This window comes from Bacteroidota bacterium (genome assembly GCA_025059945.1).
Taxonomy (GTDB): Bacteria; Bacteroidota; Rhodothermia; order JANXDC01; family JANXDC01; genus JANXDC01.
This window is the reverse complement of record JANXDC010000003.1, coordinates 118,239-137,263: the sequence shown is the minus strand read 5'-3', so window position 1 is coordinate 137,263 and position 19,025 is coordinate 118,239. Positions and strand designations below refer to the sequence as shown.

Genomic DNA, 19,025 nt, shown 5'->3' with positions numbered 1-19,025 from the left:
ATTTCTCCAGTTAAAAATGCTTATAACTCTATAAAAAATATTATGCAAAATATATATCAAAATAGAATTATGATGGATTTGGAAATTTTATTTGAACAGATGGTAGAAAATGTAAAATTAGCCAGAAGATATGGATTTCCTAAGTATCAGGGAGCATATGATGAAGATATTAAAGCAAGTATGAATATGCTCCGGTTGGCCACATCTAATATAGATAGGGTGCATAATACGATGCACCACTATAGATTTTGGGGGAAATTTATAACACAAGACGTCGTAGAACCTATAGTTAGTGCCGCGGGTGCTATTGCCACGCTTGCTTCAGCGGGCGCCGCCGCTCCCATGGCGACCTTAATAGATCTGAGCGTAAAGGCTATTAATCGCTACGCCCTAATAGCCGCCGATGTAGCCGCATTACAAGCGGTCGTGTTCTACGTCCCCCAGATATCCGTCTATGCGCAAGAGGCTATGCAAAACGCTTTTGGCCGCTACAGCGCCGCGTTGGTAGAGCAGGTGAGTTTGCAGCGAGAGTTTTGGAAGCTGCGCATTTTCTCTCCCGTAGAGGCCCTTGCCGCCGATACTTTGGGGCTTATGGTGGGCCGCGGCGCGCGTGGGGAACGGTACCTTGGCTTACCCGGGGCCGCCTTCTGGGAGGACGACTCCCTAGGGGCCAAGATCCTGCGCCTGGATCCGAGCCAGGGGCCGATGCAGGTGATGTTTTATGGATCCGGAACCGGACCATATCGGATTGAGCTGCTGCGCGTTGACAGCACAGGACAAGAAACGCTCATGCGTAGCTGGCAGGGCCTAGCCAGCCCCCAAATGCGAGCTCGTCTGCTGCTGGATCCGGTGCGCCCGGAGGCGGCCGCCCTGGAGCCTGAGCCTCCGGCGCGCGCCCTTGTGCTGTACGATACGTTGGAAATCGGAGCTCAGGCCAGGTTGCGACTGCTTCAGCCGCGCCTCTGGAGGGTACAGCTCCGCTATCAGGGCCAGGCGCTTTATCCGCCGCATCAGGGCCGCGTTCAGGTCGAACAACCTGAGATCGCATCCGCGCTGTTGCGCGGGGACTCCTTGCTCATCGAGCCCCGAAGGCCGGGGAGAACGCGCCTAATCATCGAGGCCGACGGACTGCGGCGTACGGTGGAGCTTTTCGTCCACGGCATGCTTCTTACGGGCACCCTGGAGCGGGAGCGCTATCAGCCCGGTGAGACCCTGCGCTTCTTCGGCGAGCTCCTCACCGATGGCGGGCAAACCGTGGCGAATGCGCCGGTGCAGCTACAGCTGCAGGTTGCGGATTCCGTTCGCACCTGGACCGTCCGCACCGACGCTCAGGGGCGCTGGCAGCTTAGTTGGACCCTATCCGCCTCTACTCCCACCGGTTCTGGATACATAAGAGCCCGCTACGGCCCCTTGGCGGATTCGACTTGGACGGAGGTGGTGCGCTTCTTCAGCGTCCTTCGGTCTGAATCCGAGCCCGTGGTGCGCGGGGAGCTGCGCCTGCAGAATCGGCCCGTCGCTCAGCTGCAGGTTTCGCGGGACGCTCTCTCTGGACTTGCGCCCCGCCTAGAGCTATCGCGGGCCGATACGGTGCGCATATTCCTCTTTCTACAGCCCTCTTACCGGATCTTGGGCCCGCTTGTGGCCTATAACCTTGTAGACGCGGCCTCTATAGAGCGTCCGGAGCTTAGAGATCGCATCAAGGTGCGCCTCTATGTCGCGGGCGCCGATTCGGCGATCCGCGGCACCCGGCGCATCTTGTTCTGGCCGCAGCGGCTCTTTACGACCCCGGAGGAGATCGGCCCGGATTACGCGCGCGCCTCCTGGGCTGAGGTGAGCTTAGGGGCCCGAGAGGGCTTCCTTTTGCTTGTGGAGCGCAACACGGCCACGACCGTGGCGCAAGAGACCTCTCCCGAAGTGCCGGAGCGCCTTGAGCTGGCCCCTGCTTACCCGAATCCGTTTCGGGACGTGACCACGATCCGCTTCGGCCTACCCCGGGCCGAACGCGTATGGCTTGAGCTTTACGATCTGCTGGGCCGGCGCGTGTGCGTGCTCCTCGATGGCGAACTGCGCTCGGCCGGATGGCACAGCGTGCAGCTGCGCGCACAGGAGCTGGCCAGCGGCGTATACCTGTACCGGCTGCGCACGGAAAAAGAGGCTCTGCCCGCCGGTAAGCTCATCCTCGTGCGCTAAACGACCCTTCCCCAAACCTACCCGCCAACGGTCCGGGTCCTGAAGGGCCCGGGCCGTTTTTTCGGTTGCCTTTGCCCGGAGATTCGGCTCATTTTCAACGGGGTCTTTAAATGCGAGGGAATGGCTATGCCACATATCGAGGAGGTGATCGCGCGCGAGATCCTGGATTCGCGCGGAAACCCCACCTTGGAGGTAGAGCTCTACACAGACGAAGGCATCTTGGGACGGGCCTCGGTGCCCAGCGGGGCCTCTACGGGCGAACACGAGGCGGTCGAGTTGCGCGACGGCGACCCGGACCGCTATGGGGGTAAAGGCGTGCGCCGTGCGATCGAAAGCGTGCAGAACGAGATCGCCGAGGCCATCGTGGGTATGAGCGTCTTTGAACAAGTGCGCATCGACCGCACGCTCATCGAGCTAGACGGCACTCCGAACAAATCCCGTCTCGGGGCCAACGCCATCCTGGGGGTCTCGCTGGCTGCGGCCAAGGCCGCGGCCGCCACGCTCAACCAGCCCCTGTTTCAGTATCTGGGCGGCCCTATGGCTCGTACGCTGCCCGTTCCGCTCATGAACATCCTCAACGGTGGTCGCCATGCCACGAACAACGTGGATTTTCAGGAGTTCATGATCGCGCCCGCCGGCGCGGATTCCTTCTCAGAGGCGCTGCGAATGGGGGTGGAGGTCTTCCATGCCCTGCGCAAGGTGCTCGAAGAGCGTCATTACAGCACCGCCGTGGGCGATGAGGGAGGTTTTGCTCCGAACCTCAAGTCCAATGAAGAGGCCATCGCGCTCATCCTGCAGGCCATAGAGGCCGCTGGCTACGAGCCCGGTCAGGACGTCTTCATCGCCTTGGATCCGGCCATGAGCGAACTCTGGGACCGTCGCCAGGGCCGCTATGTGCTCGCCAAGTCGACGGGCGAGGCCCTTTCCGCCGAGGACCTGGTGCGCTTCTGGGAGCGCTGGGTGGAGCGCTATCCGATCCTGTCGATCGAAGACGGCATGGCCGAAGACGACTGGGAGGGCTGGAAGCTGCTAACCGAGGCCTTGGGAAACCGGGTGCAGCTGGTCGGGGATGATCTGTTCGTGACCAGCACCCGCCGGCTGCACCGGGGCATCCTGCAGGGGGTGGCCAACGCGATTCTGATCAAGCCCAACCAGATCGGCACGCTCACCGAGACCTGGGAGGCCGTGCAGATGGCCCACCGGGCCGGATACGCGGCCATCATGAGCCATCGCTCCGGGGAGACCGAGGACACCGTGATCGCGGACCTGGCCGTGGCCACCGAGTGCGGGCAGATCAAGGCTGGGTCCGCTTCTCGATCGGAGCGCCTGGCCAAGTACAACCAGCTTTTGCGCCTGGAGGAGATGCTTGAGGATACGGCTCGTTTCGCGGGCCGAAACGCGTTTCGCATCCTCCAATAAGGGCTTCTTGGACGGGGCTGGCTCCGGCCCCATGTCGGAGACGAACGCGCCATGCCGTATGCGATCGGGCTCGACGTCGGGGGCACGTTTCTGAAGGCGGCTCTTGTGGAGGCTTCTCGGGGGGTCGTGCGCGCCATGCGACTGCCCACGCGGGCCGCGCAGGGGCCAGAGCGGGTCATCAGGCAGATGGCCGAGGCCGTGCGCCTGCTGCTGGCGGAGGCCCCGGAGCCGCCCTTGGGGATCGGGATCGGCTGTGCCGGGCATGTGGACCAAGAGGGGCGCACGGTCTCTTATCCGCCGAATTTTCCCGGCTGGACCGTGGTGCCCCTAGTGGACCGGCTGCGGGCTCATTTGGACTGGCCGGCTCTGATTGCGCTCGACAACGACGCCAATGCCGCCGCCCGCGGAGAGGCCGCCTTCGGGGCGGGACGCGGAATGAGGCATTTTCTGCTCCTGACCCTGGGCACCGGCGTGGGGGGAGCTGTGGTCCTAGACGGCCGCCTTTGGCGCGGGCTCTCAGGCGGCGCGGGCGAATTCGGCCACATGACGATCCACTACCGGGGTCCGCGTTGCAACTGCGGCGCCCGCGGCTGTATCGAGGCCTACGTGGGGGAGCGGTATGTGCTGCGCCGCGCGCGACGGCTTTTGAAAAAACACCCCGAAAGCTCCCTTGCGATGCGCTTGTTGCGTCGGACCCGGGCGGGCGTTCGGGACCTGGTCGAAGCAGCCCAAGCCGGAGACGAGCTAGCGCGTGCGGTTCTAGCCGAGGCGGGGCGCCTGCTTGGATATGCGCTCGCAAGCGCGGTGCATCTGCTGGACGTTCGGTGTATAATCGTAGGCGGCGGTGTGGCGCAGGCCGGGGGGCTGCTTTTGGAGCCGGCTCAAGCGGCCCTTCTAGAGCGCCTTATGCCGCCTTTCCGAGATGGTCTTGAGCTCCGGCCCGCCGCCTTGGGTAATCAGGCCGGCGTGCTGGGCGCTGCGCAGCTGATCTTCGAACGCGCATGCGCTGGGCCTTAAGCGCCCTCTTTTTCGTTGCGCTCTTTGGCGCAGCGCAGGCCCAAAGGGCCGATACGTTGCGCACGGGGGTGCGTTTTTTGGTTCGGGATTCCCTCGTGGTCCGCGTTGATTCCCACGCGATACGCCTGGAGCTCTTCGGTGGGGTGCGGCTACGCTACGAGGAGGTCGTCCTGGAGGCGCCCGCGGTGAGCCTGGAATCCGGCTCCGCTCTTCTGGAGGCCAGAGCCCAAGGCGCCGAGCTGCCGCGCCTCGTGCAGGCGGCAGAGGTCTTAACGGGCCAAGAGATCGCCTACAACTACCGCACGCGCCGGGGTCGGATCGTGGGAGCGCAGGGTCGGCTGGAACAAGGCTCACTGCGGGCCGAGGTGGCCAAGCGCGTCGAACCCCGGGTGCTGTTTATACAAGGGGCTCGGTTTTCGACCTGCGAGCTCAACCGGCCGCACTTTTTTCTGCGTGCCGGCCGCATGAAGCTGATCGAACAGCGAGAGGTGCTCGCGCAGAACGTGCAGCTGCACGTGCTCAACCTGCCTACGCCGCTTTGGCTGCCCTTCGCCTACTTTCCGCTCGAGACGCGTCGGCGCTCGGGGTTGCTGCTGCCCACCTACGGACAAAGCCCTGTGCTCGGGTTTTTCCTGCGCGATGGCGGCTACTACTGGGGCATCAGCGATCATCTGGACCTGACGCTGCGAGGGGACGTCTGGACGCGTGGCAGCTGGGGCCTGCGCGCCGAGTTGCGCTATGCCCTGCGATATCGCTTTCAGGGCGCTCTGGAACTGGGCTACTTGCGGCAGGTGCTCGGAGAGCCGGAGGATCCCGCATACCAGCGCCGTACAGAGGCCCATCTGCGGTGGGCCCACGCGCAGGAGCTGGACCCATGGACGCGGCTTTCGGCGAACGTGTATCTGGCCAGCGGGACGTATTTCCGGCGCCTCAGCCGGGATCTGGCCGACCTGTGGCGGCGCGACATCCGCAACACGATCGCGCTTACCCGCAGCGCCCCCCAGAGCCCCTGGAGCCTTTCTCTGGACGCCTCGCAGACGCTGGATTTGGCCACTGGGGTCATGCAGCTTCAGGCGCCCACGCTGCGGATAAGCCGTCGAACCTTCGCCCCGTTCCGCCACGGCTCGGAGGGCCGTCGCTGGTATGAGGCGATCAACGTGAGCTACAGTCTGGAGCTGCAAAACCGGTTCGCGTTTCGGCCCAACCCCGCCTATCCGGAGGTGTCCTGGTTTGACGCCTTGCGTTCGGCGCGTCTGTACCGGCTCGCCATGGGCGCAGAGGAGGAGCGCTTTCGGGCCGGCGCGCTGCATCAGGTGCCCGTGTACGCTTCCTTCCCTGTGCTGCGGTACATAACCATAAGCCCCGCGCTCAACTACACGGAGGCCTGGTACTTGCAGACCCTGCGGCTGCGCTGGAACCCGGAGCGCGGCCGCGTGGACACGCTCCGCGTGCGCGGATTCCGCGCCCTGCGCACCCTGGACGTGGGCGCGGGGCTAGTGACGCGGCTTTTTGGCATCTTCCCCTGGCGCCTGGGGTCGCTGGAGGGCTTTCGACACGTTCTGGAGCCGTCGCTGTCGCTGCGCTGGACGCCCGACTACAGGGCTCCGCTCTGGGGTTACTTTCGTCGCGTGCAGGTCGATGCACAGGGCCGCACGGCGCTCTATAGCCCCTTCGAGGGGGCCCTCTACGGAGCCCCCCCGCAGAGGGGCGGAGGGGTGCTGAGTATGGGCCTCAACAACCGGCTTGAGACGCGCCGGGCTATCCCGGATACCCTCGGCAACGGCCGGCGCTATGAGGTCATTCGGATTGTGGAGTCGCTGAGCCTGCTTAGCGGCTATCGGATCGGGGTCGACTCCCTGGCCTGGAGCCCGCTTGTGCTTGCCGCTCGCACAACCCTGTGGTCCGGCACCTCCTTGGACGGAACCATCACGTGGAGCCCCTACGCGTTGGACGCCCGGGGCCGGGTGCGCAACCAGTGGGCCTTTCGGGCCGGTCAGGGGCTGTTGCGGCTGGATTCCTGGGGCTTTTCCTTGAGCGCTGCTCTGCGGCCTGAGCTCCTTGGGATTCGGGTTCGTTCGGATTCGGCCGCGGCGCTTCTGGAGCGACCCTGGAACGTTGCGCTAAACGCTTACGTGCGCTTCCAATACCCAGAGCCGGGCCGGCGCATCTGGTCCTCGGCTCTGAGCGCCTCCTTTAGCGTGTCCCTCACCCCGGGCTGGCGCCTTTCGGGTATCACGGGATACGATCTGGTTCAGGCTCGCATGACCACGACCTCGATTGCGCTGTATCGGGATCTGCACTGCTGGGAGCTATCCCTGCAGGTCATCCCGTTTGGCGAGCGACAGAGCTACTTTTTCGAACTGCGCGTAAAATCTCCCTTGCTGCGCGATCTGCGCTTCGTGCGGCGGCAGGACTGGCTAGATCGCTTCTAGGGGACTTCGGGCCGAACGCTCAGCGCGGCCGCGGCATGAGTCGGTAGATCGTCTCGCCGGGTCGGCGCATGCCATACTCTTCGCGCGCGATGCGTTCGATGGTTCGGGGATCGTGGCGCAAAAGCGCGATCTCTCGTTGCAGCCGGGCGATCTCGGCCTGCAGCTCCCGGTTGGCCTGGATCAGGCGGGCCCGTTGACGTTCTAGCTCCCAGCGCCGCCACAGGCTGTGGGAGTCGAACCACACCACCCAGATGAGCACCAGGGCCGCGAGCATAAGCAACAGCGCGCGCCAAGAAACGGGCCATCGAAATGCTCCGTAAACGGCCATAGCTTGCATAAGGTGGGGATTTTTTCCCCCCTAGGCAAGCCCATCTGGGAGCCAAAGCCGCACCGCAAGCGTTTTGCTTTTGATCGCTCGCCAGATGAAAGGATCGCATTTATGCGCTTCCATTCTGTCGTGTTGTCGGTAGGTATGCTCTCCGCATGCGCCCAGGTGGCGGCCCGTCCCTTAGAAGGCTTGGGGTTTGAAGCTTCCTCCGATACCCTACGGATGAGCCGGCTTGATAGCCTGCCTGAGAACATGCCGCTCGTAAACCGATTTTTTTGGGGCCGCAAGGGGCTAGTGCGCTTGCTCGGCCTAGACCCCCCGAGCCGAAGGGCTGAGCTTGCGCTCCGAGCGGAGATGCTGCAGACGCATCAAAAGCTGGGCTTCTTGCTTTTGGGCGCCATGACGGCCCAGGTGCTCACCGGGCAGCTCATGTACAGCCAAGGGGCCCGCTACTACTCGGCTCTGCAGCCCGTACACCAGGCCCTGGGATACCTCAGCTTCGGACTGTATATGGCCACGGCCAGCTTGTCTATGCTTGCCCCTCCGGCCCGGCGTTATCAAGCCGGCTTGTATCCGATTCAGCTCCACCGGTATTTGGCCTTCGTGCACTTCCCCGGCATGATGGCGCAGCCCTGGCTCGGATGGGCGATGCGCAACGCGCAAAATCCGGATACGTATCGACGTCTGCGCTCTTGGCACCGCTGGGTGGGCTGGATCACCTACGGAGCCCTCCTGGGCGCTTTCGGGATGACGTTGTGGGAATTTTAACGCGAGGAGGCCCCAGGGAATGCACCTGAGCCTGCTGTTTCTATGCGCCTGGGCGACCGCCGCGGCCTGGGCGCAGCCCAAAGAATGGGCCGTGGACCGCGGGCAAAGCCAGATCATCTATCGGGGATACCATCCGGCGCACAGCTGGACGGGTACAAGCCGAGACGTACGGGGCGCCGTCTGGTTTGATCCGGAGCGTCCCGGGTTAACGCGCGTGCGCATCTGGGCGCCCGTGGAGAGCTTCTCAAGCGACAACGACAACCGCGACTCCAACATGCTACTGGTCGTGGAGGCCGATCGCTACCCCGAGGTGCGCTTCGAGTCCGACTCCGTGGCCATCCTGACCTGGGACGGCCAACGCGGCCAATGGCGCGTATCCGGGCGGCTGCAGTTTCACGGACAATCAAGGCCCATAAGCGCGCTCGTGGACGTCTTGCGCACGGCCGAGGGGCTGTACGCCAAGGGAGGTTTTCGGATCCTGCTCAGCCATTTTGGCGTGCGCCGACCCAGACTGCTGCTGCTGCCCATACGAGATGAGTTGGACATCCGTTTTGAGATCCTGGTCCGCCGGCCAGCCTGACGGACATTTTGACGCAGGACCAAGCTCGGAACGCTCTTTGTTAAAGGCCGGCTGAGCAAAAAAGGAGGGCTCAACGGATGCCAACGTACGCTTATCGGTGTCAGGCTTGCGGACATGAGGCCGAAGTCTTTCAGCTCATTACGGAAGACCCTCTGAGCACCTGTCCCACCTGCGGGCAAGAGGCCTTCCGACGGCTCATCAGCGCCGGCTCAGGCCTGATCTTTAAGGGGAGCGGTTTTTACATTACCGACTACAAGCGCGCTAACGGAAACGGCAAAAGCGCCTCCACAGAGAAGGCCGAGGCCAAAACGAACGCCGACTAAATGCACCCCGCCACGGACGCCTACGAACGCCTGGTCGCGATCGTAGCCCGATTGCGACGGGAATGCCCTTGGGATCGGGCCCAAACGCCCCAGTCTATCAAGTCCCTGCTCATCGAAGAGGCCTATGAAACGGTGGAGGCCATCGACCGGGAGGCCTGGGATGAGCTGCGGGGCGAACTGGGGGACCTGCTCCTGCACGTGCTCTTCCACGCTGTGATGGCCGAGGAGGCGGGCCGTTTTACGTTGCGCGACGTCTTGGAAGGGATCGCCCAGAAGCTCGTGCGCCGGCATCCGCACGTTTTCGGCTCGACCTCGGTAAGCGGGGCCGAGGAGGTGCTGCGCAACTGGGAGCAGCTCAAGCTGGCCGAGGGCCGCCGCTCCGCCCTCGATGGCGTCCCCCGAAACCTGCCGGCGCTGCTGCGGGCGCACCGCATGCAGGAGAAGGCCTCCAAGGTGGGTTTTGACTGGGCCGATCCGGGCCCGGTCTGGGGGAAGGTGCGCGAAGAGCTTCAGGAGTGGCAGGAGGCCATCCGCTCCGGATCTCCGGAGGACAGGCGCCGCGAGCTAGGGGATGTGCTTTTTGCCCTGGTAAATTACGCCCGTTTTCTAGGCCTGAACGCGGAGGAGGCCCTGCAGGAGGCAAACGAGCGCTTTCTGGCCCGTTTTCGCTACATCGAGGAGCGCCTGCGCGAGCAAGGTCGCACCCCTCAGGAGGCCACGTTAGAGGAGATGGACCGGCTCTGGGAGGAGGCCAAAGCGAGGCTCCCCCAGGGTGGAACCTCTTAAATGCGGGGTGGTACAACAAGGCGATGCGCGATCGTCCGGCCTGGATGTTGGCCTTGTTGCTTCTATGGCCCTCGGTGGCCTTCTGGGGGGTGCACTTGTGCCCGATGAGCGCCCAGCAAACGCTCTGGATGCGAACCCCAGAGGCCTGTTGCTCCGGTCAAGATGCGGGCTCAACCCCCACGTGGGAGCGTTCTTGCTGTCTGATCGCGGGCCTGCAGGTGCCCATGCCGGAATACGAGACGAATCGGCTGCATAAGCTACCCCCTTCTACCGTGGGGGAGGCAGTGGTCGCCTCTGCGGCTTTGCCTACATCGGAACCCGTCTGCGACGCCAAGCCTCTGAACACCCGCTCAAGAGCCAGTCCACGAGAGCGGCTTCTTAGCACTCATCTGCTGATCTAAAAGACCCCGGCTCCTCTTGTTAGTGGAAATCCCCGCTTTTGCGGGCAGGGGAAGTTCCATCAACGTTGGGGAGTTTGGGTCATGCCGATAGCATCATGTAGACTACGTCGAGGCGCGATCGCCTCGGGGCTTTTCTGGTTTGTTTTCCCGATCGTACAAGGCCCTTGGGCGGTGACGATCGCCTGTGCCCAAGCTTTGCGCGTTCTGACCGAGGAGGACGCGCTCGTCCTATTTGAGCGCCATCACCCCGCTCTACAAGCCCAAATGGCGGCTGTGCGGGCGGCCGAAGCCCGATCTGATCAAATCGCCTGGCCTCGGCCCATGCTGGAGGCGGCCGCAATGCCTTTTATGCTAGCCTCGGGCATGAGCGGCCTTTCGTTTATGGTGCGCCAGATGCTTCCGCAGTCGGCCCGGCTGCGGGCTGAGCGCGAGGCGCGCCTCTTTGAGGCCCAGGCCGCCACGTGGCGGGCCGCCGCCGAGCGCCGGACCCTACGCATGCGGCTTCGCATGGCCCTAGCGGAGCTGTGGATGCTCGGTGAGCAGGGGCGCCGGATAGACGCTCTGGTGGAGGAGCTACATCTCTTTGAACAGGTGGCCCTAGCCCAGTATGCCTCTGGCCGAGAGAATCAAGCCGCTGCGATTCGGGTTGGTCTGGAGCGCCAGCTCTGGGAGCGGCGCCGCCGAGAGCTCGCTGAACAGGCAGCCGAAAAGCGCGCTCAGCTTTGGGAGCTCACCGGAGGGGCACTTACACTGGGTCCGGGGGATTCCGTTCAATTGGCCCCCTTGCCGGATTCCTTTTCCGTAAGCCATGAGGCGCTTATGCGTCATCCCATGCGGCAAGAAGCTGAGGCCATGGTGCGCACCGAAGAGGCCATGGAGCGCGCGCAGCGGCTCATGCGCCGGCTGGAGCCGACCGTGGGGTTGGGGCTGAACCTGAGCCCCGAGGCCCGACGCCGCCTCTTCGGTTGGGAGCCCCTCATGCCCACAGTCTCCCTTGAAATCCCCCTATGGCGCAGACCCCTGGCGGCCCAAGAGCGCGAGCGCAGGGCGCAGCTTGAACGGAAGAGCCACGAGGCCCAGGCCCTCTGGCGGCGTCTTGTGGCGGAGGCGCAAGCCATACGCGATCAGGACCGCGAGCTTCGCGGCCTCTTGCGGACTTTAGAGGAGGCGCTTATCCCGCGGGCCCGCTTGGCTTGGGAGGCTGCGCTTGCGGCCTATGAAGGCGGCCGGATCCGTCACGTCGAGCTGCTTGAGCTTCGGCGCATGCTTCTGGAGCTGGAGCTAGAGCGCATCGCGGCGATCGGGCGGCGTGCGCTGTTGCGGGCTCGCTGGCTAGAGCTTGTGGAAAAGGAGCCTCAATCATGATCGCACAGAGTCGACGCTTGGCGTATATCGTCCTGCTACTCGGATTAGGTTTCGCGGGGGGATACTGGTGGGGGAGTCGGCAGGGGGGCGCATCGTCTACGCCGATCGGCTCTCGCAACCCCCGGGTCCCCAAGACGCTATGGACCTGTGGCATGCATCCGCAGGTGGTGCGGCAGGAGCCGGGTCTATGTCCGATTTGCCAGATGGCGCTCGTACCCCTTGTCCCAAACCGAGACACCACAGGAGGGGTGCGTGTTGATCCCGTCGCATTGCAAGCCCTTGGGGTGCGGCTTGTGGAGGTGGAACGCCGGCCCCTGGAGCATCGGATTCGGGTGCCGGCTGAGCTGGTCGTTCCAGATGGGGCGCGCACGGTGCTCGTGCTCAAATTCGAGGCCTACGTGGAGCGCCTTTGGGTGCGCGCCGAGGGGGAGCCCGTACGTCAAGGCCAGCCCGTAATGGAGCTCTACAGTCCAGAGCTTCTGAGCGCGCAGCGGGAGCTGCTTTCGGCCCTGGAGCTTCGGGAGCGCGCCTCCTCCGAAGAGGTCCGCCTGAGCGCTGAACGGCTTCTGGAGGCCGCTCGAGCTCGGCTGCGCCTCTGGGATGTCCCCGAGGCCTTCATAGAGCAACTGGAGCGCACAAGACAGGTGCAGCGCACCCTGCAGATTCTGGCCCCGAGAAGCGGCATCGTCACGCGTCGCATGGTCACGACAGGCCAGCGCGTGATGGCCGGTGAGCCCTTGCTGGAGATCAGCCGTCTGGATCCGCTTTGGCTGCTGCTTGCGGTCTACGAATCCGATCTGCCCTGGGTGCGCACGGGAGCCCCGGTGGAGGTGCGGCTCCCCATGTTGCCGGGCCGGACGCTTCGGGGCGTGCTGGAGTATCGCTATCCGGACGTAGACCCAAGCAGCCGGACCGCGCGTGTGCGTGTGCCCCTGGCCAACCCCGGGCTTATGCTTCTGCCCGGAGCGGGGGGAACAGCCGAGATCGTGTTCCGAAGCGAGCCCGTTGTGGCCGTTCCGGAGGAGGCGGTGCTGCTGTCCGGGGCGCGCGCCTTCGTATTGGAGGCCATAGGGCAGGGCCGGTTTCGCCCCTTGGAGGTTCGCCTAGGCCGTCGGGCCCAAGGTTACTACGAGGTGCTTGAGGGGCTTAAGCCCGGTCAACGGCTAGCCGGCGGGGCGACGTTTTTGATCGACGGCGAAGCCCAGCTGCGCGCCGCCTTAGATCGCCTCTCCGGTCACGATCATCGAGCCGAGGTCTCCGCAAAGGAGCCTTCCTCTCGGGCAGAGACCGTGCGCACGGTCCGCATCGCCTTGAGCACGATTCAATGCGAGATGTGCGTGGAGACGATTCAGCAGGCCGTCTCTGGGCTGCCCGGGCTACTCGCCTTTCGGATCGATCTCGCCCGACGAGAGGCCCTGGCGAAGCTCGACGTGACAAGGCTGAGCCTAAGCCTCCTAGAGCGGGTCATCGCCCGATCCGGGTACACGGCCAACCGCACCGCGCGCGATCCGGCCGCCTACGAGCGGCTTCCGGACTGCTGCAAGGAACCTGCGGATCAAAAGCAGCCCATCCCGGGAGACCGTGATCATGCTTAGGCACCTTATCGCATGGTCGGCCCACAACCGGCCGCTCGTGTATGCGTTTGGGCTGCTGCTTGTGGCCCTCGGAGCGTGGGCTACTTGGCATACGACCGTGGACGCCCTGCCGGATCTTTCCGATGTGCAGGTGATCATCGAGACCCCGTATCCCGGGCAAAGCCCGGAGCTGATCGATCAACAGGTCACCTATCCCCTGGCCTCTGCAATGCTGGCCCTGCCGCGCGTGCGCGATGTGCGGGGCTATTCGATGCCGGGCGTTTCGTTCGTGTACGTCATCTTTGAGGACGGCACAGATCTGTACTGGGCTCGAAGCCGCCTGCTGGAGCGCCTCGGCTACGCCCGCTCTCAACTGCCGGCCGGTCTGGAGCCGCAACTGGGTCCCGATGCCACAGGCGTGGGCTGGATTTTTCAGTACAGCCTAATAGATCGAACGGCTCGTCGAAGCCTGGCCGAGCTGCGCGCAATTCAGGACTGGTTTCTGCGCTACGAGTTGCAGGCCATAGCTGGCGTGGCCGAGGTGGCTACGGTGGGTGGCTTCGTGCGCCAATACCAGGTCCTGCTCGACCCTCAACGGATGGCCGCCTACGGGGTAACGCCCCAGGATGTCGTGGAGGCCCTGCGGGCCTCCAATCAAGACGTAGACGGCGGTATGCTTGAGTTCGGGGGCCGCGAGCAGATCATCCGGGCCCGCGGCTACCTACGCACGCTTGAGGAGATCCGCAACCTGCCCGTGCGGCCTCAGGCTATGCAGGGGTCCTCCTCCGCGATGGGCGGCGCCTTGCTCCAGATGCCTTTTTCTCAGGAGGCCGGAGCGGACGCATCCCCTACTGTGCGCTTAGCAGAGGTGGCCGTGGTGCAGCTGGGGCCCGCGCCGCGGCGGGGGATCGCCGAGCGCAATGGGGAGGGCGAGGTCGTATCGGGCATCGTCGTCATGCGCCACGGCGAAAACGCCCTGCGCGTGATCGAGCGCGTCAAGGCCAAGCTAGAGGCGCTGCGCCCCAGCCTGCCGGAGGGGTTGGAGATCGCAATCGACTACGACCGATCCCGGCTGATTCGGGAGGTCATCGCGACGCTCCGGGAAAAACTCCTGCTGGAGATGCTGCTCGTGGCCTTGGTCACGATGCTGTTTCTTGCCCATCTGCCCAGCGCCCTTCCGGCCCTGATCACGATCCCGACGGGCGTGCTTGCGGCCCTGCTTCTGATGTGGCTGCTGCGGATAGACGCCAACGTCATGAGCCTAGGAGGGATCGCAATCGCAATCGGGGTCATGGTCGACGCCGCCACGGTGATGGTGGAAAACGCCCACAAGCACCTGGAGCGGCTGCAAGCCCGTTGGGGTGCGGGGGAGATCCCACCTGCGGAACGGGCGAAAACGGTGCTGAAGGCGGCTCAGGAAGTGGGGCCCAGCCTGTTTTTCACGCTCCTGATCGTGACCGTTTCCTTTTTGCCCGTTTTCGCCTTAAGCGAGATGGAGGGACGCCTGTTTCGGCCCTTGGCGCTGACGAAGACCTTCGCCATGGCGGCCGCCTCGGTGCTCACGGTCGTGCTTGTTCCGCCGCTTATGCTGACTTTTGTACGGGGCCGGATCCTGCCGGAATCGCGCCACCCGCTTTCGCAGCTGCTCATGCGGGGCTATCGTCCGCTGCTGCGGTTCGCCCTTCGAAGGCCTCGTTTAGTGGTGTTCTTGGGCGCGGCGGTGCTGCTGGTGAGCTTGCTTCCCGTGCAGACGCTCTTGTTTGGGCGCCTCTGGGTGCCGTTTCCGCAAATCGGCTCGGAGTTCATGCCCCCTCTGTATGAGGGGGATCTGCTCTACATGCCCACCACGCCTCCGGGTCTTTCTGTGACAGAGGCCAGTCGGCTTTTGCAGCTCACGAATCGGATCATCAAGAGCTTTCCGGAGGTGGAGGCCGTCTTGGGCAAGGCCGGTCGAGCCGAAACGGCCACCGATCCGGCACCCATGGAGATGTTCGAGACGATCGTGCGGCTCAAGCCCCGTTCCGCGTGGCGTCCGGGCGTGGATCCAGATAGCCTCATCCGGGCCTTAGATGAAGCCGTGCGGTTTCCGGGCCTGACGAACGCCTGGACGATGCCCATTCGAGCGCGCATCGACATGCTCTCTACGGGCATGCGCACGCCGGTGGGGGTTAAGCTCTACGGGCCGGATCTAAAGATGCTAGAGGAGCTGGCTCGGCGGCTGGAGGCGGTGCTGCGCGTCGCTCCCGGAGTGCGCTCCGTGTACGCTGAGCGCATGCTTCAGGGTTCTTACCTGGAGGTCGAGCTCGACCGCGAAGCCGCCCTTCGCTACGGGCTCAGCTCGGGCGACGTGCAGCAGGCGCTCATGACCCTGGTTGCTGGTCAAGAGGTTTCGCAGTGGGTCTCGGGCCTGGAACGTTATCCCCTGGTGGTGCGCTTAAGTCGGGATTTTCGCCAGAATCCGGAGGCGTTGGCCCGCGTGCCGATCCCGATTCCCTCAGGGGGCACGGTGCCCCTGCAGCAGGTGGCCCGCCTCCGATGGGTGAGCGGGCCGTCTATGATTCGCAGCGAAAACGCCCGACCCAGCCTTTGGGTGTACGTGGACTTGCAGCCGGGGCAGGACGTGGGCTCCTTTGTGCGCCGCGCCCAGCGCCTTCTAAGGGAGCATGTATCGCTTCCGGCCGGATACACGCTGCGCTGGAGCGGTCAGTTCGAGCACCTAGAGCGGGCTCACAGAAGGCTGCGGCTGCTCATTCCCCTGACCTTGGCCAGCATTTTTCTGTTGCTATTGCTTAACTTCCGCAGCGCCGCCGAGGCCCTGTTACTCATGATTCCGCTGCCGTTTGCCGTGGTGGGGTCGGTTTGGTGGATGTGGCTGGCCGGATACAACATGAGCGTGGCCGTGGCCGTGGGATGGATCGCCGTGGCGGGCCTAGCGGCCCAGACAGCTGTGGTCATGCACGTATACCTGGATGAGGCCATACGCCGCTACCGCGACCAGGGGCGTCTTTTGGACCGCAGGGCCCTGGTTCAGGCGCTCGAGGAGGGGGCCGTAGAGCGACTGCGGCCCAAGATGATGACCGTGCTCACGACGCTTGTCGGACTGTTGCCCATTTTGTTCGGCTCCGAGCCCGGCTCCGAGGTGATGAAGCGCATCGCCGCCCCCATGGTAGGCGGGCTCATTACGAGCGCGCTTCATACCCTTGTCATGATTCCCGCCCTCTACGTGCTCGTTCACGGCCGCCGACTTCCCGGGAGCGCACAAGAAGAGCACGGAGGCCCTTCATGAGAAGCCAAACCGTTGGGGATTGAAGGCATGCATCGCGCCCGCTGCGTGCGCGCTCTGACAAAGGCTTTGCGGCAAATCGAGGGGTTTTCAGCCCGGGCCGGGGAGATCGGCTCCGCCGAGGTCATCCGGTGATCTGGATCGGGTGCCGCAGGAAGCGCATCCGCCAAGCTGCAGAAGCCGGCTACTGGGTTTGTCGCCATCAACCCAATACGAAGGAGCTCCGCTATGCGCATCGCCTGGTTGCTTGCGAGTGCCCTCCTGGGGACCGCCTGCGCTTCACCGGAACAGCCCGCCGCTACGCGCGAACATGCCGGGCATCAAGAGGAGGTCGCGTTTCGGAGTGATTCCAGCTGGATCCGCACCGAGCCCATCGAGCTTGCGTCCATCGACCTCAACCGAGACGGAAAGCTCTACTTTTGCCCTATGATCGAGGACAAGGTCTGGGCCGATCAGGAGGGAACCTGTCCGCTATGCCGCATGCAGCTTCGGGCTATCCCAATCGATGAGGGGCGCCGCAAGCTGAGCGCGGTCGGCATCGCGGTGCGCTAGGGGGCGGGAGGTAGCTCGATGGCCCGCTGGATCCGCAAAGCCCACCGCTACCTGGGCCTCATAGGAGGCCTGCAGCTTTTGGCCTGGGCCCTTGGCGGGGTTTACTTCTCCTGGAATCCCATAGCACGGGTGCGGGGCGAGCACCTAGCCGCCCCTCCGGAGAGCTGGTCAGGCCCTCCGCGGGGCCTAGCAAGCCCTGATCAAGTGCTAGCCGCCTTCTATGCGGCCCGCTCCGATACGCCTCAGGTGCTCGTGCTTACGCTTCGGCCCCTTTTGGGGAAGCCCGTCTACGAGATCGCGTATCGGGATCGTGGCGGGAAGCTGCGCTATGCGCTGGCCGACGCCCACACGGCTCGTCTGCGGCCTCCAATTAGACGGGAGGAGGCGCTGCAGATCGCTCAGCGGGACTTTCTCCCCCAGGCCTCCGTGCGCCGGATAAGCTGGATAGAGCGCTTGCCACCGGGAAGCGAATATCGCGGCAAGGAGCTTCCGGCCTGGCAAGTGGAGTTCGAGCATCCGACGGGCACGCGCCTTTACGTGTCGGCCGAACGTGGGCTCGTCACGGCCCGGCGCAACGACACCTGGCGCGTATTCGATTTCTTCTGGATGCTGCACACCATGGACTATCGCAATCGAAGCGACTTCAACCACTGGCTGCTGCGGGTCTTCTCGGTGCTGGGCCTGCTTACCGTGCTTTCGGGCTTTGTGCTTTGGATTGCAACAAGCCCCCGGCTGCGCCGTCCATTAGGCCGATTCCGGCCCCTGTCTGCGAGGGGGCGCTAAAGCGGGACGATACGCGTGCGGCCTGTTCGCAAACGGCGTTGGGCGCTGCGGCTAGTGGTGCTATTTGGGGTGATCAGCCTGCTAGCCGACGCCACCTACGAAGGCGCACGCGCGCTGGCCGGGCCCTTTTTGGCCACGCTTGGGGCCACGGCCTCCGCCATAGGGGCCATCTCCGGCGCGGGGGAGCTACTCGGGTACTTGTTTCGGCTTCTTTCCGGGTACTGGGCGGACCGCAGCCGGCGTTACTGGCTGCTCATGGGGACTGGCTATGCGATCAACTTAGGTGCCGTGCCCCTGCTAGCCCTGGTTGGGCATTGGCAATGGGCCGCGGCGCTGCTCCTACTGGAGCGCATCGGCAAGGGGCTGCGCACGCCTGCACGCGACCTCATCCTTTCCTACGCCTCCGCCCCTGTGGGACGCGGCTGGGCCTTCGGGCTTCACGAGGCCCTGGATCAGATGGGGGCGGTCTTGGGCCCCCTGCTCGTGGCCGCTATACTGGGAGCCCGGGAAAATTACGCCTTGGCCTTCGCCGCATTGGCCGTTCCGGCTACTTTGGCATTGGCCGTGCTGGGGTATGCGCGCCTGCAGTACCCCAGGCCCGAGCTATTGGAGTCCGCCGAGCAGCAGGCGACCGGCCGGCCTGCGGGGCGCTATCCGGCTGCCTTTGGGTGGTATCTGGCCGCGGCGGCTGCGCTGGCGATTGGATATGCGGATTTCCCCCTAATCGGCTATCACGCCGAACGACTCGGGCTATTGTCCGCGCGGTCGGTGGCCGCTCTGTATGCGCTGGCCATGGCCGTGGACGCGGCCTCGGCGCTATGCTTTGGCCGTTGGTTCGACCGCTCAGGTCTATGGGCTCTCATGGGCGCCCTTTTGCTCAGCGCCGCCTCCGCCCCCTTCGCCTTTGCCGAGCATCCGGAGGCTGTCGTAGCGGGGGCGATCTTATGGGGCATCGGCATGGGGGCACAGGAATCCGTGCTGCGCGCCGAAATCGCCCGTTTGATCGCCCCACAGCAGCGCGGGCGCGCCTACGGGATCTTCAACGCCTGCTTCGGGGCCGCTTGGTTCGGGGGCAGCCTCGTTATGGGGGCGTTATACGATCGCGCTTTGCTCGGGGCCGTGGTGGCCTGGTCGGTAGGCTTTCAGCTTTTGGCTCTGTTGCTAGTGGCCCTCACCATAAGAAAGGCCGCCCCGAGTGCTTCGGAGCGGCCTTAAGCGAGGCCG

Annotated in this window: 16 protein-coding genes; 15 read left to right on the top strand and 1 reads right to left on the bottom strand. The window is 64.3% G+C overall.

From position 1 onward, the window contains the following. Nucleotides 1-468: 468 nt before the first annotated feature. The 4 genes from NZ993_01800 to NZ993_01785 all read left to right on the top strand — a co-directional run bounded on the left by NZ993_01800 (nucleotide 469) and on the right by NZ993_01785 (nucleotide 7,058). Entirely contained in the window at nucleotides 469-2,190 is a 1,722-nt protein-coding gene (locus NZ993_01800) for an MG2 domain-containing protein (GenBank protein ID MCS7154531.1), read from the top strand. 126 nt (nucleotides 2,191-2,316) lie between these two features. Then, nucleotides 2,317-3,609, top strand: coding sequence for a phosphopyruvate hydratase (eno, locus tag NZ993_01795; protein MCS7154530.1), 1,293 nt, complete (start codon nucleotides 2,317-2,319; stop codon nucleotides 3,607-3,609). A 51-nt stretch (nucleotides 3,610-3,660) separates the two neighbouring features. After that, nucleotides 3,661-4,626, top strand: a complete 966-nt coding sequence (locus tag NZ993_01790; protein ID MCS7154529.1) for an ROK family protein — start codon at nucleotides 3,661-3,663, stop codon at nucleotides 4,624-4,626. Then, a complete protein-coding gene (locus tag NZ993_01785) occupies nucleotides 4,611-7,058 on the top strand; it encodes a putative LPS assembly protein LptD (protein MCS7154528.1) in 2,448 nt (815 codons plus the stop codon). The genes NZ993_01790 and NZ993_01785 overlap by 16 nt, the downstream gene beginning before the upstream one ends. Before the next feature lie 19 nt (nucleotides 7,059-7,077). Here NZ993_01785 and NZ993_01780 read toward each other — a convergent pair whose 3' ends face one another. Further along, entirely contained in the window at nucleotides 7,078-7,395 is a 318-nt protein-coding gene (locus tag NZ993_01780) for a septum formation initiator family protein (protein MCS7154527.1), read from the bottom strand. A gap of 102 nt (nucleotides 7,396-7,497) precedes the next feature. Between NZ993_01780 and NZ993_01775 the strand changes: the two genes are divergently transcribed. The 11 genes from NZ993_01775 (at nucleotide 7,498) to NZ993_01725 (ending at nucleotide 19,016) form a co-directional block, all read left to right on the top strand. Beyond that, the gene (locus NZ993_01775; GenBank protein ID MCS7154526.1) at nucleotides 7,498-8,154 is read left to right on the top strand and encodes a hypothetical protein; all 657 of its coding nucleotides are present in this window, start codon (nucleotides 7,498-7,500) and stop codon (nucleotides 8,152-8,154) included. A 19-nt stretch (nucleotides 8,155-8,173) separates the two neighbouring features. Then, nucleotides 8,174-8,734 (top strand): YceI family protein, encoded by a 561-nt coding sequence (locus tag NZ993_01770; GenBank protein MCS7154525.1) that lies wholly within the window; start codon nucleotides 8,174-8,176, stop codon nucleotides 8,732-8,734. A gap of 77 nt (nucleotides 8,735-8,811) precedes the next feature. Further along, nucleotides 8,812-9,057, top strand: coding sequence for a zinc ribbon domain-containing protein (locus tag NZ993_01765; GenBank protein MCS7154524.1), 246 nt, complete (start codon nucleotides 8,812-8,814; stop codon nucleotides 9,055-9,057). Further along, on the top strand, nucleotides 9,058-9,843 hold the full coding sequence (gene mazG / locus NZ993_01760) for a nucleoside triphosphate pyrophosphohydrolase (protein ID MCS7154523.1): 786 nt from the start codon (nucleotides 9,058-9,060) through the stop codon (nucleotides 9,841-9,843). A 23-nt stretch (nucleotides 9,844-9,866) separates the two neighbouring features. After that, a complete protein-coding gene (locus tag NZ993_01755; protein MCS7154522.1) occupies nucleotides 9,867-10,244 on the top strand; it encodes a hypothetical protein in 378 nt (125 codons plus the stop codon). 81 nt (nucleotides 10,245-10,325) lie between these two features. Further along, a complete protein-coding gene (locus NZ993_01750; protein MCS7154521.1) occupies nucleotides 10,326-11,609 on the top strand; it encodes a TolC family protein in 1,284 nt (427 codons plus the stop codon). Next, complete coding sequence (locus NZ993_01745) at nucleotides 11,606-13,204, top strand: efflux RND transporter periplasmic adaptor subunit (GenBank protein MCS7154520.1); 1,599 nt, start codon at nucleotides 11,606-11,608, stop codon at nucleotides 13,202-13,204. The genes NZ993_01750 and NZ993_01745 overlap by 4 nt, the downstream gene beginning before the upstream one ends. Next, complete coding sequence (locus tag NZ993_01740; GenBank protein ID MCS7154519.1) at nucleotides 13,197-16,469, top strand: CusA/CzcA family heavy metal efflux RND transporter; 3,273 nt, start codon at nucleotides 13,197-13,199, stop codon at nucleotides 16,467-16,469. The genes NZ993_01745 and NZ993_01740 overlap by 8 nt, the downstream gene beginning before the upstream one ends. A gap of 225 nt (nucleotides 16,470-16,694) precedes the next feature. Further along, the gene (locus NZ993_01735; GenBank protein ID MCS7154518.1) at nucleotides 16,695-17,018 is read left to right on the top strand and encodes a hypothetical protein; all 324 of its coding nucleotides are present in this window, start codon (nucleotides 16,695-16,697) and stop codon (nucleotides 17,016-17,018) included. An 18-nt stretch (nucleotides 17,019-17,036) separates the two neighbouring features. Further along, nucleotides 17,037-17,801 carry a PepSY domain-containing protein gene (locus NZ993_01730; protein MCS7154517.1) on the top strand — a complete coding sequence of 255 codons (765 nt, stop codon included), beginning with the start codon at nucleotides 17,037-17,039 and terminating at the stop codon, nucleotides 17,799-17,801. A 15-nt stretch (nucleotides 17,802-17,816) separates the two neighbouring features. Then, complete coding sequence (locus NZ993_01725; GenBank protein ID MCS7154516.1) at nucleotides 17,817-19,016, top strand: MFS transporter; 1,200 nt, start codon at nucleotides 17,817-17,819, stop codon at nucleotides 19,014-19,016. Nucleotides 19,017-19,025: the final 9 nt, after the last annotated feature.

What these genes read in the sequence shown, in the direction of transcription:
- NZ993_01800 (MCS7154531.1), top strand. Translation starts at nt 469, where the DNA reads ATGCAAAACGCTTTTGGCCGCTACAGCGCCGCGTTGGTAGAGCAGGTG.
- eno (MCS7154530.1), top strand. Translation starts at nt 2,317, where the DNA reads ATGCCACATATCGAGGAGGTGATCGCGCGCGAGATCCTGGATTCGCGC.
- NZ993_01790 (MCS7154529.1), top strand. Translation starts at nt 3,661, where the DNA reads ATGCCGTATGCGATCGGGCTCGACGTCGGGGGCACGTTTCTGAAGGCG.
- NZ993_01785 (MCS7154528.1), top strand. Translation starts at nt 4,611, where the DNA reads ATGCGCTGGGCCTTAAGCGCCCTCTTTTTCGTTGCGCTCTTTGGCGCA.
- NZ993_01780 (MCS7154527.1), bottom strand. Translation starts at nt 7,395, where the DNA reads ATGCAAGCTATGGCCGTTTACGGAGCATTTCGATGGCCCGTTTCTTGG.
- NZ993_01775 (MCS7154526.1), top strand. Translation starts at nt 7,498, where the DNA reads ATGCGCTTCCATTCTGTCGTGTTGTCGGTAGGTATGCTCTCCGCATGC.
- NZ993_01770 (MCS7154525.1), top strand. Translation starts at nt 8,174, where the DNA reads ATGCACCTGAGCCTGCTGTTTCTATGCGCCTGGGCGACCGCCGCGGCC.
- NZ993_01765 (MCS7154524.1), top strand. Translation starts at nt 8,812, where the DNA reads ATGCCAACGTACGCTTATCGGTGTCAGGCTTGCGGACATGAGGCCGAA.
- mazG (MCS7154523.1), top strand. Translation starts at nt 9,058, where the DNA reads ATGCACCCCGCCACGGACGCCTACGAACGCCTGGTCGCGATCGTAGCC.
- NZ993_01755 (MCS7154522.1), top strand. Translation starts at nt 9,867, where the DNA reads ATGCGCGATCGTCCGGCCTGGATGTTGGCCTTGTTGCTTCTATGGCCC.
- NZ993_01750 (MCS7154521.1), top strand. Translation starts at nt 10,326, where the DNA reads ATGCCGATAGCATCATGTAGACTACGTCGAGGCGCGATCGCCTCGGGG.
- NZ993_01745 (MCS7154520.1), top strand. Translation starts at nt 11,606, where the DNA reads ATGATCGCACAGAGTCGACGCTTGGCGTATATCGTCCTGCTACTCGGA.
- NZ993_01740 (MCS7154519.1), top strand. Translation starts at nt 13,197, where the DNA reads ATGCTTAGGCACCTTATCGCATGGTCGGCCCACAACCGGCCGCTCGTG.
- NZ993_01735 (MCS7154518.1), top strand. Translation starts at nt 16,695, where the DNA reads ATGCGCATCGCCTGGTTGCTTGCGAGTGCCCTCCTGGGGACCGCCTGC.
- NZ993_01730 (MCS7154517.1), top strand. Translation starts at nt 17,037, where the DNA reads ATGGCCCGCTGGATCCGCAAAGCCCACCGCTACCTGGGCCTCATAGGA.